This window comes from Streptomyces sp. NPDC037083 (assembly GCF_055606485.1).
On record NZ_JBVJSQ010000011.1, the window covers coordinates 207,509 to 223,652 of the forward strand.

8 protein-coding genes and 2 pseudogenes are annotated in these 16,144 nt (G+C 69.2%); 7 read left to right on the forward strand and 3 right to left on the reverse strand.

Going from position 1 to position 16,144, the window contains the following annotated elements:
* Positions 1 to 3,249: an aminotransferase class III-fold pyridoxal phosphate-dependent enzyme gene (locus tag ACZ7DE_RS27870; protein ID WP_470765813.1), complete on the forward strand. Its 3,249-nt coding sequence runs from the start codon at positions 1 to 3 to the stop codon at positions 3,247 to 3,249.
* Between the two features lie 70 nt (positions 3,250 to 3,319).
* Positions 3,320 to 5,017, forward strand: coding sequence for a carbamoyltransferase N-terminal domain-containing protein (locus ACZ7DE_RS27875; protein WP_470765815.1), 1,698 nt, complete (start codon positions 3,320 to 3,322; stop codon positions 5,015 to 5,017).
* A gap of 45 nt (positions 5,018 to 5,062) precedes the next feature.
* Here the strand turns inward: ACZ7DE_RS27875 and ACZ7DE_RS27880 are convergent.
* Positions 5,063 to 5,172 (reverse strand): annotated as a pseudogene (locus ACZ7DE_RS27880) (IS5/IS1182 family transposase); the annotation flags it as partial.
* A gap of 232 nt (positions 5,173 to 5,404) precedes the next feature.
* A complete protein-coding gene (locus ACZ7DE_RS27885) occupies positions 5,405 to 5,800 on the reverse strand; it encodes an NAD(P)-dependent oxidoreductase (protein WP_470765817.1) in 396 nt (131 codons plus the stop codon).
* Between the two features lie 172 nt (positions 5,801 to 5,972).
* Here ACZ7DE_RS27885 and ACZ7DE_RS27890 point away from each other — a divergent pair.
* A pseudogene (locus ACZ7DE_RS27890) lies at positions 5,973 to 6,161 on the forward strand (transposase family protein); the annotation flags it as partial.
* A gap of 557 nt (positions 6,162 to 6,718) precedes the next feature.
* On the opposite strand, the gene ACZ7DE_RS27895 reads toward ACZ7DE_RS27890, so the two are convergent.
* Positions 6,719 to 9,970: a non-ribosomal peptide synthetase gene (locus ACZ7DE_RS27895; protein WP_470765819.1), complete on the reverse strand. Its 3,252-nt coding sequence runs from the start codon at positions 9,968 to 9,970 to the stop codon at positions 6,719 to 6,721.
* Between the two features lie 651 nt (positions 9,971 to 10,621).
* On the opposite strand from ACZ7DE_RS27895, the gene ACZ7DE_RS27900 reads away from it, so the two are divergent.
* The 4 genes from ACZ7DE_RS27900 to ACZ7DE_RS27915 all read left to right on the forward strand — a co-directional run bounded on the left by ACZ7DE_RS27900 (position 10,622) and on the right by ACZ7DE_RS27915 (position 16,136).
* Positions 10,622 to 11,290 carry an LmbU family transcriptional regulator gene (locus ACZ7DE_RS27900; protein WP_470765821.1) on the forward strand — a complete coding sequence of 223 codons (669 nt, stop codon included), beginning with the start codon at positions 10,622 to 10,624 and terminating at the stop codon, positions 11,288 to 11,290.
* Positions 11,291 to 11,627: 337 nt separating this feature from the next.
* Positions 11,628 to 12,335 (forward strand): thioesterase II family protein, encoded by a 708-nt coding sequence (locus ACZ7DE_RS27905; protein WP_470765824.1) that lies wholly within the window; start codon positions 11,628 to 11,630, stop codon positions 12,333 to 12,335.
* Positions 12,332 to 13,180: a mycofactocin-coupled SDR family oxidoreductase gene (locus ACZ7DE_RS27910; RefSeq protein WP_470765826.1), complete on the forward strand. Its 849-nt coding sequence runs from the start codon at positions 12,332 to 12,334 to the stop codon at positions 13,178 to 13,180. The genes ACZ7DE_RS27905 and ACZ7DE_RS27910 overlap by 4 nt, the downstream gene beginning before the upstream one ends.
* Before the next feature lie 58 nt (positions 13,181 to 13,238).
* A complete protein-coding gene (locus ACZ7DE_RS27915) occupies positions 13,239 to 16,136 on the forward strand; it encodes a non-ribosomal peptide synthetase (protein ID WP_470765828.1) in 2,898 nt (965 codons plus the stop codon).
* Positions 16,137 to 16,144: the final 8 nt, after the last annotated feature.

Below are 16,144 nucleotides of genomic sequence, written 5' to 3' on the forward strand. Positions count from 1 at the left end.
GTGGAGCCACTGCTCCCAGAGGTCGTCGCGCTGGTCGGCGGCTATTTCGACATCCGGCCGGACGCGCTGGATCCGGACGTCTCGTTCACCGAACTCGGTGCGGACTCGATGGCGCTGCTCGGCATGCTGCGGCTGGTCGAGGAACGCTTCGGCCGCAAGGTCTCGCTCCGGCAGCTGTTCGGCGACATCCAGACGCCTGCCGCGCTGGCGGCGCACCTGGCGGCGAACGCGTCGGCCACGACGTCGCCGGAGGCCGCGGCGCCCCCGGCCACCGGTGCTGTGATCACCGCGGCCGTCGACGTGCCGCAGACCCTCGCACCCGTGCCGGCGGCACCCGTTTCCGCCGACACCGTGTCGGCGCCCGGAGCCACGACGGCGGTCGAGCGGCTGATCACCGAACAGCTCGCCGTCATGCGAAGCCAGCTCGAACTCCTGGCGGGCGGTGCCGCCCCGGGCGCCGGACCGGTCGTCGTCGAACCGGCGCCCGCGGCCCGTCCGGCAGGGCGACCGGCCCCATCACGGCCGGCCGCCCCGCTCGCACCCGGTGCGCGCGGCGGAGCCGGCCTCGTGGAGTCGGAAGAGCGTGTCCGGTATCTCAAGGTCCTGGCCGAGCGGTTCGGCAGCAGGACGAAGGGCTCGAAGGAGTTCGCCCAGCGGTTCCGCCCGCTGATCGCCGACAGCCGCTCGTCCATCGGCTTCCGGCCGACGACCAAGGAGATGCTGTACCCGATCGTCGCCGAACGCGGGCAAGGCGCGCGGCTGTGGGACATCGACGGCAACGAGTACGTCGACCTCACCCTGGGTTGGGGCGTCCACCTCCTCGGGCACAACCCGCCCGCCGTCATGACGGCCCTGCGCGAGCGACTGGACCTCGGCTTCGTCATCGCCCCGCGCACCGAGGTGGTCGAGGAGGTCGCCGCCGGCCTGATCGAACTCACCGGCATGGAGCGGGTCGCCTTCCTGAACACCGGCACCGAAGCGGTCATGACCGCCCTGCGCATCGCCCGGACCGCGACCGGCCGCGACGACGTCGTGGTCTTCTCCACCGCCTACCACGGTCACGCGGACAGCGTGCTCGCCGCGGCCTCCTCCGAGAACGGCGTGCGGAGCACCCGGCCGATCACCTCGGGCATCCCGGCGCGCGCGGTGGAGAACGTGCACGTGCTCGAATTCGGCACCGAGGAGGCCCTGGAGTTCATCGACAGGCACGGTCCGCGGCTCGCCGCGGTGATGACCGAGCCGGTGACCCTCCGCACCCCCGGAGTGCAGAACCCAGAGTTCCTGCGCAGGGTTCGGGAGATCACCCGGCGGCACGGCACGAAGCTGATCTTCGACGAGATGGTGACCGGTTTCCGCTGCCACCCGGCCGGTGTCCAGGGGCTCTACGGCATCGAGGCCGACCTGGCCACGTACGGCAAGATCATCGGCGGCGGCATGCCGATCGGTGTGATCGCCGGCCGGGGCGGGATCATGGACACGATCGACGGCGGCGTGTGGGACTTCGGCGACGGCTCCCGCCCGACCACGGAGTCCACCTTCTTCGCCGGCACGTTCAGTCAGCATCCGATGACCATGGTGGCGGCCCGAGCGGTTGTGAACCGCCTTCGCAGCGAGGGCCCGGCCCTGCAGCGGGACCTCGATCGCAAGACCGAGGTGTTCGTCGACCGGCTGAGCGCCGACTTCCGCGACCTCGACGTGCCGATCGAGGTCCGCCGGTTCTCCTCGTTCTTCCGGTTCGAGCACGAACAGAACATGGACCCCCTGTACCTCAACCTGCTCGACCGCGGCGTGTTCGTCTGGGAGCTGCGCAACTTCTTCCTGTCCACCGCGCACGAGCAGGCCGACCTCGACCACATCCGGGCAGCGGTCCGCGACTCGATCACCGAGCTGCGGGAGCACGGTGTGCTCGGCGCCGGCCGGGCGGCCCCGGCCGGGGCCGTGGTGTCGCCGCCCGCGCCGCGCAGCACCCTCGCGCAGCGGCAGCAGGCGGCACTGGACGAGGGCGGTGTGCCGGCATATCAGATGTCCGTCGGCTTCTGGCTGGACGGCCGGCTGGACCGGGACGCGCTGCGCGGCGCCGTGCAGGGCCTGGTCGCGCGGCACGAGACCTTGCGGACCACGCTCGCTGCCGACGGCGTGACGCTCGTCGTGCATCCTGCCGCGGAGACGGTGCTGGACGAGGTTCTGACCGAACACGTCTGCCCGGATGACGAGGACCTCGACCGCTTCCGGCAGTCCTGGGCCGAGCAGCGGCTCGATCTCGCGGCCGGGCCGGTGTTCCGCGCCGCGATCGTGCAGACCGCTCCGGAGCGCCATCTGCTGCTGATCTCCGGGGCGCACGCCGCGGTGGACGGCTGGTCGTTCAGCGTCCTGGTCGACGACCTCGTCGCGCTGTACAACGCCGGCTGTCAGGATGTCAGGCCCCTGCTGCCGCCCGCGGCGCAGTTCCGGGACTACGTCGCGTGGCACGAGCGCGTAGTCGGCGGCCCCGACGCCGCCGAGCACCGGGACTACTGGCGCACTCTGCTCCAGGGCGCGGCGGCTCCGGAGCTGCCCGGGTCCGGAACGTCCGGGCCCTTCCCCTACCGGGCGGTGCGGCACAGCGTCCGGCTCGACTCCGAGTTCTGCGACCGGATGCGCGGCACCGCCCGAGAGCAGGGCGCGACAGTGTTCGCCTACCTGATCGCGGCCTGGGGCGCCGTGCTGCACCAGGTGACGGGGCAGGACGACATCGTCGTCCCGGTCCTGGCCGCCCGCCGCCCGCCGGAGCTGGACCAGGTGGTCGGGTACTGCTCGAACCTGCTGCCGCTGCGTCTGCGACGGACGGCGGACGTCCTGGCCGCGGACTACGTGGCCGACGTCATGGAACACCTCGTGACCGGGCTCGAGACCCAGGACCACCCCTTCGCCGACCTGATCACGGAGCTCACGCCCGGAAGCGGCTTGCGCGCCGACCTGCTCGCGACGTCCATCTCGTTCTACCGCCGAGTGTCGCCGCCCCCGATGGACGGGCTCACGGTGTCGGAGGCCGACCCGCTGCCGATCACTCACACCGGCCACCCCCTGGCGCTGAACATCATCGAGGGCGCGGACGGCTTCCGGTGCGACTTCGAGATCGCGACGGACGTCGTCGCCCCCGACCTCACCGCCGACGTCGCGCGCCGCTACCAGAACCTGCTCGCCGGCCTGGTCGCGCACGGCGAGCGCCCACTGGCCCAACTGGACCGGCCCGACCATGACGACCTCTGAGCACCACCCCGGACACGACCACGACAGCCCTCGGACAAACGGGAGCCGAAAGACCATGATCACGGCAGGCTTGAAACTCACGCAAAGCGGCGGCATCGCGATCCTCGACGAGGACCGTCTGGTGTTCAACGTCGAGATGCAGAAGATCGCCAACGGCGCCCGGTACAGCAACGTCGACGAACTCGACGACCTGGTCGGCGTCATGGACAAGTTCGGCCTCAAGGTCGGCGACGTCGGCACGTGGGCGTTGGACGGCTGGGACGGCGCCGCCGACGGCCGCGTCAAGGTGCTCGCCGGCGGGATCCGGACCGAGGTCCTGGTCGCCCCCTACCGGGAGACCGACCTGGTGCCCGACCCGGCGCTGCCGGGCCACCGCGGCCGGATCGTGATCGGCGGCCAGGCGCTGGACTACGACAGCTACGTCCACGTCGCCGGCCACCTGGCCTCGGCCTACTGCACCAGCCCGTTCGCGCGCCGCGGCGAGCCCTCGATGGTGCTGGTCTGGGACGGCGGCTGCTTCCCGCGGCTGTACTGCGTGGACGCCGACGGCCGGATCGAGGCCGGCGGCGAGGCGTTCCCGCTCATCGGCCACACCTACTCGATGACCTCGCAGTACTGGGGCCCGTTCAAGCGGCAGAACAAGTCGAAGAACGTCGACGACCTCTCCGTGGCCGGGAAGATGATGGCGTACATCGCCCTGGGCACCTCGCGGGAGCGGATCAAGCAGATCTTCCGCGAGGAGTTCTTCGAGTTCTTCGACGCCGACTCGCCGCGGGTGCGGGAGTACCGGCGGGCCATCATCGGGTGCGGCAGCACCGGTGAGCCGTCGCACGCCTACGTGCACCAGTTCCTCTCCGCCGTGCAGGCCCGCACCGCCGCGCTCGGGATCTCCGACGAGGACGTACTGGCCAGCGTCCACGCCTTCCTCGAGGAACTGCTGATCGACCGGGTGACCAAGAAGATCCAGGCGTGGAAGGGCGGCGGCGCCTGGAACCTGTGCTTCGCCGGCGGCTGCGCGCTGAACATCAAGTGGAACAGCGCCCTGCGCTCCCACCCGACGATCAAGGCCATGTGGGTGCCGCCGTTCCCGGACGACTCCGGCGTCGCCATCGGCACGGCCTGCCTGGCCGCGGCCGGCGGCTCCGGGCTCCGGCCGATCCAGTGGGGCCCCCGGCTGGGCCCGGCTCTCGAACCGACGCCGGACGTGCCGCGCGGCTGGAGCACGTCGCCCTGCACGCCGGAGGAACTGGCGCAGATCCTGTACACCACAGGCCAGCCCGCGGTCGTGCTCGACGGCCGTGCTGAACTGGGACCCCGCGCGCTCGGCGGACGCAGCATCATCGCATCAGCGGTCGAGGCGTCGATGAAGAGGCTCCTGAACGACGTGAAGAGCCGGGAGCACTACCGGCCGGTCGCGCCCATCTGCCTCGAAGAGCATGCCCCGACCGTCTTCAACCCGGGCACGCCGGACCCGTACATGCTGTTCGAACACTGGGTCCGTCCCGAGTGGATCGACCGAGTCCCGGCCGTCATGCACCTGGACGGCACCGCACGGCTGCAGACCGTCAACGCCTCCGACGACCCGAACCTGCACGCCATCCTGCGCGAGTACTACAAGTGCAGCGGCATACCGGTCCTGTGCAACACGAGCGCGAACTACAACGGCCGCAGCTTCTTCCCCGACGTCGCCTCAGCGATCGAGTGGGGCCAGCTCGACCTGGTGTGGAGCGAGGGCGTCCTGTACCGGCGGGAAGACTCGTCGTTCTGACTGGGCGCCAGATCTGGGCAGTTGGTCGTTCATGCCGTGGCAGGCTCCTCGCCAGGCGGGTGTCGTTTCGTCCGTCATGCGCTTGGCGAGGTCGTGACCGAGGCGATGTGGATGACGGCTTCGGAGCGGGTGGTGAGGGTCTCGTAGTCGCGGGAACGTGAAAGCCGCGGTGACGAGGATGCGTGAAATCGGGTCTGGTCGGCATTTCGTGACGGTCACGGTCACGTAGTTCTCGGCGTCTGTGAACGGCCACGATATTCCGCATGGGAAGTTCATGGACTTCCCATGCGGATATCGAACGCACTTCCGTGATTTTCCGGTCCTACCGGCGCGGCGGCGCACACTCGGAGCCATCCGACAGATGCGGCCGTGGTCCGTTGGCGTCGGTCAGTAGCCGATGGTGAAGCGGCGTTGGACGAAGCGCGGCAGTTCGACCTCGTCGACAAGGGCGACGGCGGCGTCCTCCATGGAGATACGGCTGCGCCCTTCCGCGTCGAGTACCGGCTGGTCGCCACCGATTCGGAACCGGCCCGTGCGTTCGCCGGGTGCGATGCCCTCCGCGGGGCTGAAGTAGGTCCACAGCCGGTTGGAGGTGCGCAGGACGTTCAGGGCGTCGCGGTGGCCACGCACCGCGGCGGCGTACTCCCTCGGCAGGCCGATCTCGTCGAGGGTTTCGTGCAGGAGTTCGTCGGAGTCGGCCCGTACGACTCCGGGCTCGATCTCCAGGCTGCCGGCACCGCCGATGACGATGAGCCGGGTCCGTGGATGACTTTCCAGCGCCACACGAGCGTGCGCGCCGCCCGGGAGTGCCTCCCCCTGGGGAATCGCAGGATGCTCAATCCGCCGTCAATGGGTAAATACTGGCCCTCGGCAGCGTCGTGATGGGCTGCGGGAATGCCTGGCCATGAGGGTTCTGTCCGCGTTGAAGGACGTGCTGTTCCCGGATGCCGTGGGGATGGTGCTGGACCGGTTGCCCGAGGCGGGCGGGGTGGTTGTGACCGAAGCCCACGGCGTCGTACCGGAGTTGACGTGTCCGGACTGCGCCACCGTCTCGCGCCGGGTGCACAGCCGATACGGACGACGGCTCGCCGCGTACCCGGTCGGCGGGTGCAGCGTGGTGGTGAAGCTGAAGGTCCGGCGATTCTTCTGCGACGCCGCTGGCTGCGGACGGCGCACCTTCGTCGAGCAGGTGGAGGGCCTGACCACGCGTTACGCCCGTGCCGGGCCCGGCGTGAAGGCGTTGTGGAAGTCCGTTGCGCTCGCCGCGGGCGGCCGGCCGGGTATACGGCTGTGCCGCTCGCCGGCTGTACCCACCGGCCGGGCCCGGCTGCTCGGCCAGCTGCACGCACCCGATGTTCCCGCCCGGAGCCCACGGGTGCTGGGAGTCGACGACTTCGCCTTCCGTTGCTCGCGCACCTACGGAACCATCCTGGTCGACGTTGAGACCTCCACCCCCATCGACCTGTTGCCCGACCCCACCAGCGAGACGCTCGCCGCCTGGCTCGCCGCACACCCCGGCGCCGAGATCATCTGTCGCCGGCTGCTGGAGCAGGCCGCGCCGGCCGAGGGCGAGACGGCGCTTGAGGAGATGGGGGAGCCGACCGCGTGGAGCGTGGACGGCAAGGCCCTCCAGGGCGCCCAAGGCATGAACGACACACTGCCCAGATCAAACGCCCTCTGCGTACGAACGCCTCGCCACCGTCATGAGTCCGCTCTCCTGCCCAGCACGGGCCGGGGCGCGACGGCCTCGGCACCGAGCTGGGCCGCGAGCTCCCCGATCGACCGCTCTTCGAAGAACGCCCGCAGCCTCAGCTCACGGCCCATGACGGCGCGCACCCGACCGATGACGATCATGGCGAGCAGCGAATCGCCGCCCAGATCGAAGAAGTTGTCGTCGACGCCCGCCTGCGGAACGCCGATCACCTCGGCCACGATCTGGCACAGCTGCCCTTCACGGGGGTCGGCGGACGCCGAGACGTTTCGGACGGTGTCCGGCACGGTGCTCGACGGCGCGCCGCCCGACAGCGTCCTGCGGTCCACCTTCCCGTCGGGCGTGGTCGGAAGAGCGGCGAGAACCTGCACCCGGTCGGGCAACAGCGCGGAAGGGAGCCTGCCGCGCAGGAACTCCCGGACGGTGGCGGGCGTCAGCGCGTCCTGGCCTCCGTCGCCGGGCACGACGTACGCCACCAGTTCGGCCATGCGGGTGCCGGCCCCGGTCGCCACGACCGCGGCGTGGGCGATGGCGGGGTGCCCGAGCAGCACGCCCTCCACCTCAGCCGGCTCCATGCGCAGGCCGCGGATCTTGACCTGGTCGTCGACGCGCCCCCACAGCTCCAACTGCCCGTCGGGACGCAGTCGGCCCCTGTCGCCGGTGCGGTACATGCGCTGTCCGGGGACAGGGCTGAAGGGGTCGGCCACGAATCGCTCGCTGGTGTGCGCCGGCTGTCCCGCATACCCCTGGGCCACGCCGAGTCCACCGACGCAGATCTCCCCGACGAACGTGGGCGGCAGCAACTGCAACTGGTCGTCGACGACGTAGATCCGGGACGTACCGGCCGCGCGCCCGGCCACCGGCTTCGGGTGTTCGCGAATCTCCGCCCTGGCCGACTCGACGGTGCACTCGTTGAGGCCGTACGCGTGGAACGCGAGCAGCCCGGGTTGGTCGTGCAGGCGCCGCCACAGCCGGTCGGACGGGCTCTCGCCACCGATCACCACGATCTTCGGCGGGTGCGGGAGCGTCAGGAGGCCGTCGTCGACCAGCATTTCCAGCGAGCCGCTTGCACAGTCGAGCACATCGATCGCCGTTTCGGGATCCGTTCCACGGGCGAGGAGCTGATACGGGTCCGTTCGCTCCTCTTCGTCGATCAGCAGCAACCGGTGCCCGAAGGCGATCATGCCGAGACAATGGTTGACGAACACGCCGGAGGTCAGGGAACTCAGCGCACCGACATTCACCTGACGGCCTTCGGGCAACCGTGCGTACAGCGGCGCCAGTTGGGTGGTGGCGAGCGCGAGAAGGCTCGCCTGATCGATGACCACACCCCTCGGCTGTCCTGTGGAACCCGGTGTGAAGACCACGTAGGCCGGAGCGGCGGCCGGGCGACGCGCGAAGCCGCCGTCGGCCGGATCGTCTCCGGAGGTCTTCTCCGCGTCCGCCAGGAGGGCGGCCGCCGAGACGGCCTCCACCTCGGCGAACGCCTCGTCCGCGATGACGAGAGCGATGCCCGCCTCCTTGAGGAGCAGGCGGCGGCGGAACTCGGGCTGTTGCGGATCCAGCAGCAGGAAGGCGCCGCCCGCGCACCAGGTGGCGAGCATCGCGACGATCAGATCGCTGCGCCTGTCCAGGCAGATTCCCACCATGGTGCCGGTCCGCACGCCGCGAGCCTCGAGGCCCGCGGCCATTGTCCGTGCCCGGCCGGCCAGTTCGGCGAAGGTGAGCCGCGCGCCGTCCGCGACGACTGCCTCCCGTTCGGGCACGGTGGCCGCGGTCAGTTCGAAAAGGTCCCACGTGGACGTGGGTTCCGAGGGAGTACGGCCGCCCTCCGGTTCACCGCTCGCGCCGAGCGCCAGCGTTTCCGTGAGTGCGGACTGGTCGAGCAGCGGGATGCTGCCGAGCGCGACATCGGGTTGCCGGCTGAGTGAGACCAGCAGGTCGCCGTAGGCCTCGGCGAACCGCTGCATGGCGGCCTCGGAGAACCGCTGGCGGTTGAATTCGACGTTGAGTGAGACTTCGCCTGCCAGTCGCTGTACGTCCAGCGACAGGTCGAACTGAAGCCCCGACAATTCCGCAGGCTCCGGCAGGAGCGTCACCTGGAGATCTTCGAGTGCCCATACGTCGCTCAGGTCGAGCATGCCATAGGTGATGGCAGCCTGGAACAGGGGGTTGCGGTCGGCATCACGCTCGGGAGCCAGTGCGCCCACCACCACCTCGAACGGAACGTCCTGGTAGTCCAGTGCGTCGTGAATCGTTTCGCTCACGAGATCGAGAAGCTGATCGAAGGTCAGTGCCGAATCCACCTGGCAGCGCAGTGCCACCGTATTGGAGAAGAATCCGATCGTTCCGAAGAGTTCTGCGCTCGGTCGGCCGAGCGTCTGCGTTCCGACCGATATGTCGCTCGTTCCCGCCCAACGTTGCAGCAGAACGAAGTATACGGACAGCAGGCCGGCGAACGGGGTCACCGAGCGAGCCCGGCAGAATTCTTCGAATTCTGTCACCACATTCTGCGGGACGGCGATCGGCAACCTCGCTCCGATCATTCTGCCGGGGCTGTCCTCTCCGTCCTCGGGCATCGACGCCGGCTGAATACCTGCCAGCTGGCCACGCCAGTAGTCCAGGGCGGCCTCATCCACCTTGGAGGCGTTCTCCGTCAGGCAGAAGTCGGCGTACTGTGCGGCCGGCACCGCGAAGGCGGGCGCGTGTGGGTCTGCGTAGGCAAGACCGAGTTCTTCGGCGAACACCTTCCCGGAAATTTCGTCCGTGATGATGTGGTGGAACGCGAAGACCACCAGGTGGAGGCTCGGCGATATCCGTATCACCGACGTTCGCCAGAGCGGGCCCGACGAAATGTCGAACGGGAGGTCGACGAACCTCCTGGCCTCGGCGTCCGCCCACGCTCGGCGCTCGTCCTGCGAGTCGCCCTCGGCCTCCACGAGGTCGATTCTGACCGGCTGCGTGGCGTCGCCGTCCTCGTCGTGCACCACTTGAAAGACTTCGCCGCCGCGCTCCAGGAATGTGGTTCGAAGCGCCTCGTGCCTGCTGCGCAGCACCTGAAGCGCGCGCTCCAGCCTGTCTGTCGAGAGGTCTCCACCGACGGTGAGAACCGGCCTCCAGACGTCGGACGAGTTGTTCGGTCGCATCACCGAGGAGAAGTACATCCTGCGCTGCGGTGATGAGGCGGGAACCATACGCGAACGACGCTTGCCCGCGAGACTGTCACCCTCAAGATCCGGCATGTCCAGCCCATGTGTGTGACGTATTCGGGGCACGGAAGCCCTCCCCTATCGATCGGCCGTTCCTCCGGTAGCACCTTATTTTCAGGCTCGATCAACGCAATCGTTCGAGCGTGTGCCGGACGGTCTCACTCGCCGGACCCGAACATGACGCCTCTCCGGGGTGATATCCAGCCCTGGCGGGGGTAGTTCGCTCCGCTCACGTGTCTCGCCGGCGAGACACCGCCAGGACGCAGACGCACTATCGCACCGATCGGCCGGGAACATGGCGAATTGTCCGATGGGCGGCACGGAGCGGCGCAGAAATGGGTGATGTAAATGGGGGAGTCGGTGCCAGAGGGATTTTGCTTAAAGAAAACCTCTTATCGATGAACGGCTCCTCGACCCGCGTGAGCTCTCGCGCTCGTGTCGATCCTGAGCCAGTAGCGATATGTGAGTGCGGGCGGCAGTCGACCCGTCCCCGTGTCGTAGCGGCCGGCCCGCATGTCGCGCACAATTACGCCGTGGATGACGTCCAACTGTTACGGTTGGCCAATACAGGCGAAAGCATCAACCAACGGGGGATCGTTGCGCACTGCTATCCTAACAAAGAGGACAAACGAGACAACTGCGCGGAATGTTGCAACGGCAAGCACTGCGGGACAGCTGCTGAGTATGGGCGTGCAGTTCCACAAGTCCGGCTTGTCGTTCACATCCAGGCAGAGCCTCAATATGTGGGAGCAAGTCGGGACCGGACTGCTCTCTTTCGCGGACTCTTCTACCTGGTGGGTCGCCGACTGGCTGGTTTATGGCGAATCCGAGTTCCAGGACCGTTACCACGAAGCCGTCAAGCGGACGTCGCTCAGCTACCAGACGCTTCGTAACTACACGTGGGTCGCGCGCAAGTTCCCGCTGACCCGCAGGCGGCAGAATCTGAGCTTCAGTCATCACCTTGAAGTGGTGGCGCTCGATCAGCCGGAACAGGACTACTGGCTGAGGAAAGCGGAAGCGATGGGCTGGAGCAGAAACAAGCTTCGCGGGGAGGTTCGTAGCAGCCTCCGCGCGCGGCAGAGCGAGGTGACCGAGTCTGAGAGCCGCGCTGAGCTGGACAAAGTCGGTCCCGCCGAGGCCGGTTCGGCTTCGGAGCAGGTCGAGCCCGCCGCGACCGGATCCGGCTCGGGTCCGGACCGGCGCGATGCCGACCCCTCGCCCGAAGCGGGCCTGCTGCACATTGAACTCCCGGCCGAAATCCTGGCACAGATCCGGACCGCTGCCAGGAAGGAAGGCGCGCCGGTCGAGACCTGGGCGATGGAGATACTGCGGCGGGCTGCCGGCGGATCCTGAGGCGATGACGCCGTCGCACGTCGGGCGACCTCCTTGGTGCCTTCCCGACGTGCGGTGGCCGCCGGTACCGTCCTGAAAGCGAGCCACGGCGAATGTCGTCACTGGCCGTCGGCCAGGCGCAGGTAAAAGCCTTCGGCGTCCTCGAATGGATTCGCCGCAGAATATCCTGAAGAACGAACCTGGCGCCCGGCGCAGAGTCCGCTTGTCCCGCCGGCGGGACACGGTTTTCACCGGCAACACAAACCAGGATTCCTCATTTGTCTGGACGTGTTCAACCGGTGTCCATGATGATGAAGGCGCTGTTGGGCGAATTGCATTCCAAGTATGAGGAACATAAATGACCCTGTCACTGTTGTGCGTACCCTTCGCCGGGAGCGGCGCCGGCTTCTACAGGGCCTGGCCGAACGGCGGTGAGCAGGGTCTTCGGATCGTCCCGTTGCAGATGCCCGGCCGGGAGGAGCGTTTCCTGGACGACCCGTACAGGGACGCCGCGGAGGCGGCCAAGGACCTTGCCGGCGCCGCGCTCCAACTCGTCGGCGGGGCGGAACGAGTGGCGCTCTTCGGGCACAGTCTCGGCGCCGTGCTCGCCTACGAGACGGCTCGTGAACTCCAGGCGCAGGGCTTCACCGCGGTGGAGCACCTCTTCGTGAGCGGGTCCCCCGGTCCCCGGAGCGGTCGCACCGGGCGGACCGCGGAACTCGACGACGACACCTTCGTGGAGCGGGTCGCGGAGCTCGCCGGGTACCGGCACGCGGCACTCGACGACCCCGACCTGCGGGAGGTGCTGCTTCCCTTGCTACGGGCGGACGTGGCCCTGCACGAGGAGTACCGACCCGTTTCGGACGAGCCGTTGACGCTGCCTGTCACCGCCCTGCGCGGGACGGACGACGCCCTGGTGAGCCGGGCGCAGTGCGCGACCTGGGAGGCGGCGACCACCGGGCCGTTCGAGCTGAAGGAACTCGCGGGCGGACACATGTATCTGACCGAGAGAGAACAGGATCTGCTCGCTGTCATCGGCGCCGTGGCGCGAGGCGCCCGCACATGACGCGCGACAGGAAGAGCGCCGCGGGTGCGGCCCTGGAGGGCAGGACCGCGGTGATCACCGGGGCGGGCCGTGGCCTGGGACGCGCCTGTGCGCTGCGGTTCGCGGAAGAGGGAGCCGACCTCGTTCTGCTCGACGTGGGCGAGGACATCGGCGGCGTCCCCTACCCCCTGTCGACGAGCGGTCAGCTCACGCACACCGCCAAGCTCTGCGAGGAGCGCGGCGCGGCGGTGCTGGCGGAGTCCGTCGACGTACGCGGCAGTGTCACGCCGGCTGTCGAGAAGGCGCTCGACCGCTTCGGCCGTATCGATGTCCTCGTCAACAACGCGGGCATAGCCGCCCCTTCGGGAAAAGCCGTCCACGAGATCACCGAGGACGAGTGGCGTCTGATGATCGACGTCGACCTCTCCGGCGCGTGGCGCATGATCAAAGCCGTGGCGCCGACGATGATCGCTCAGCGGCGGGGCAGCGTCATCAACGTCTCGTCCACCGCCGGTCTGGTCGGCTACCGGCACTTCGCGGGGTATGTCGCCGCCAAGCACGGGCTGATAGGGCTGACCAAGGCCGCGGCTCTCGACTACGGGCCGCACCAGGTCCGGGTCAACGCCCTCTGCCCGGGCTCCGTCGCGGACGACCCGGTGGTCGACGGCCGGATGCTGTCCGAGATCGCTCGCTCCCTGGACGTGGCCGTGGAAGACCACGAGAGGGTGTTCGTCCAGGCGCAGCCGATGAACTCGCTCATCGCTCCATCCGACATCGCCGGCGCGGCCCTCTGGCTCGCCGGTGACGATTCCCCTCAAGTGACCGGCAGCGTACTGACGGTCGACGGGGGTTTCACCGCGCGCTGACCCGCGTCGGCCGCCGTGTTCCCCGCACCCTTCTTGGCGCACCGACAGGAGTTCTCCGATGGCGACAGCCCACTGGTCCGTGCCGCTGCAGTGCCACGAGCGGGCCGCCATGTGCCACAGCTTGACGGTCAGGTGCCCGCAGCCGCCCAGCAGCGGTGAGCTTCGGCGACGGTTGGAACAGGTCGGCGAACTCGCCGAAGGCGTGCTGTGGGAACGGCGCACCCGGGAGCGCTCGGCGGCGCCGGCGGCGCAGCAGTACGCGGAACAGGAAGCCCGCCGACCGCTGCGCGCCACCTCCGGTCCGCGGCTGCGCATCACGCTCGTGCGGCATACGGACGACGTCGCCGATCTGGTGCTGGTCGCCGCCCGTGACGCCCTGTCCCGGGCGGCACTGAGCGACTTGGCCGGATTCCTCACCGGCGGTTCCCTGCCCTTGGCAGGCCGCCATGGCACCGCGCGTGAAACGAGCGGGGCGGGGGCCGCCCCCCTCGCGGGGCCGGAGTGGGGCCTCGGTGACCTCGAGCGCCGCGGTCTCGTCGGCGCGGCCCCCTTCTCCACGAGGGTCTGCGAAAAACCGGTGGACCAGAAGCTGCTGATTTCCGCGACCGCCATCGTCCTGGCCCGGTACGACGCCGAGGAGACACCGCAGATCGCCCTGCTCGATCCCGACGCGGCAGGACCGGACGCGTGGTCCAAGTATGTCCTCAAGTACGACGAGACCATGTCCGTCGCCGGTTTCCTCGCTGGTGGGCCCGAGACACCGGAGCCGGCCGGTGAACCGGCGACAGAACTCGGGGGTGGCCTCGCGATTCCTGTGGGCATGGTCTTCGGCGAGTGGGACGACGCACGGCAGTACTACCCCTGCCTCGCGCCCGTCTTCCCCCTCACACTCCAGGCCGAGCAGCGCCCGGACGGGTCCTGGAGCGGCACCTGCTGGTACGACGAGGGTGCGGTCGATCCGTGGATCGCGCGCGCCTTCACCGAGCAAGTGGCGCATGCCGCACAGTGGTTGGCGGGTCTGGGCGAGTCAGGGGAAGAACTGCCGCTGTCGGCTGCCCCCCTGATGCCGGCCGAACGGGCCGCGGACATCGTGCGGCGGGGAGCGACTCCTGCGGTCGCCGCGACCCCCACGGCCGCTTCGACCGTCCACGGGCGCTTCGAGGACGTGGTACGCCGCCGTCCGGACGCGGTCGGCGTCACGGACGGCACCCGCACTCTGACCTATCGCCAGCTCGATGAGCAGGCCGAACTCATGGCCGAGGGGCTGCGCTCCTCGGGGGCGGTGCCGGGGAGCATGGTCGGCGTGTGCCTGGAGCGCGACGCGACCCTCGTCGTCACCTTGCTCGCGATACTCAAGTCCGGCTGCGCCTACGTACCCATGGACGTCGAGTACCCGCACGAGCGCCTGCGTTACACGGTCGGCAGCGCCGGGGTGCGTGTCGTCGTCGCAGCAGCCGACATGTTCCCGGTCGTCGAGGGCGTTCGGTCCGTGCCACCCGAGGAACTGCTCCGGCTCGGCGAGCGGAGCGTCTCCCGCGGCCGGACCGCACCCTGCGACGAGAACGACCCCGCCTACATCATCTACACGTCCGGATCCACGGGGCGGCCCAAGGGCGTCGTCGTCCCGCACCGCAACGTACTGGCCCTGGTCGACGGCACGGCCGAGGACTTCGGGCTCGGCGCGGACGACGTCTGGACGATGTTCCACTCCAGCGCGTTCGACTTCTCCGTCTGGGAGATCTGGGGCTGTCTGCTGACCGGCGGGCAACTCGTGGTGGTGCCCTTCTGGATCACGCGGGACACGGGGGAGTTCCACGCACTGCTCGCCGAACGGCGCGTCACCGTGCTCAACCAGACGCCCTCCGCGTTCCTGCCGCTCGTCGCACAGGACCGGGAATCGCCCGCCGAGCTCGCGGTGCGCCTGGTGATCTTCGGCGGTGAGCCGCTGGACACCCGTGAACTGCTGCCCTGGTTCGCCCGCCACCCGCAGGCGGAGTGCCGTCTGGTCAACATGTTCGGGATCACGGAGACCACCGTGCACGTGACGGCGCAGACCGTGACGCCTCAGGCGGCTCTGCGGGGGAGCCGGTCGGTGGGCCCGGCGCTCCCCGGCTGGTCGGTGTCCGTACGTGGACCGCGAGGAGAGGTTCTGCCGGTGGGGGCGGCGGGCGAGATCTGGGTCGGCGGGGCTGGAGTCGCCCGTCACTACCAGGGGCAGCCGGAGCTCACGGCGCGACGTTTCGTCATCGACCCGGTGACCGGCGAGCGGATCTACCGCAGTGGCGACAAGGGCCGCATGAGGCCCGACGGGCGCCTGGAACACCTGGGCAGGATCGACAGCCAGGTGAAGATCCGCGGGTTCCGGATCGAGCCGGACGAGATCCGCAACGTCCTGCTCGGAGCGCCGTCGGTCTCCGGGGCGGCCGTCGTCGTCCACCGCGACGAGAGTGGCGATCGAGCAGTCGACCGGCTGGACGCCTACGTGGTGCTCAAGAGGGGCACGACAGTGGCCATGGTCGCGGAGCATGCCAGGCAGCTGCTGCCCGACTACATGGTCCCGGCAACGGTCACGGAACTCGATGCCATCCCTTTGACGATCAACGGGAAGGTCGATGTCGCACGGCTCCCCGCACCGACTGCCGCTCGGCCGGCCGTGGCGGAGTCCCCGGATCCCGTCGAGACCGGGTCCGCCGACCGGCTGGAGCGTGACCTGCTGGACGTCTGGAGCCGGCACCTGGGTACGCAGGTGGGCCCCGAGGACAACTTCTTCGCGCTGGGCGGCAACTCGCTCCTGGTCGTCCGCGTACTGGCCGAGGTCAAGGAGCTCGGCGCGCCGAAGATAGCCGTGCGGGATTTCTACCAGAACTCCTTCGCACGACAGTTCGTCCAGCTGGTCAGGGAGCGGATCACGCTCGCTTCCGACGCCCCGGCTGCCACTGGTGGCGCGCGGAACTGAACGGCGGT

Coding starts and splice junctions, on each gene's coding strand:
- ACZ7DE_RS27915 (WP_470765828.1), top strand. CDS start 13,239: ATGGCGACAGCCCACTGGTCCGTGCCGCTGCAGTGCCACGAGCGGGCC.
- ACZ7DE_RS27900 (WP_470765821.1), top strand. CDS start 10,622: ATGGGCGTGCAGTTCCACAAGTCCGGCTTGTCGTTCACATCCAGGCAG.
- ACZ7DE_RS27905 (WP_470765824.1), top strand. CDS start 11,628: ATGACCCTGTCACTGTTGTGCGTACCCTTCGCCGGGAGCGGCGCCGGC.
- ACZ7DE_RS27895 (WP_470765819.1), bottom strand. CDS start 9,970: ATGCCGGATCTTGAGGGTGACAGTCTCGCGGGCAAGCGTCGTTCGCGT.
- ACZ7DE_RS27910 (WP_470765826.1), top strand. CDS start 12,332: ATGACGCGCGACAGGAAGAGCGCCGCGGGTGCGGCCCTGGAGGGCAGG.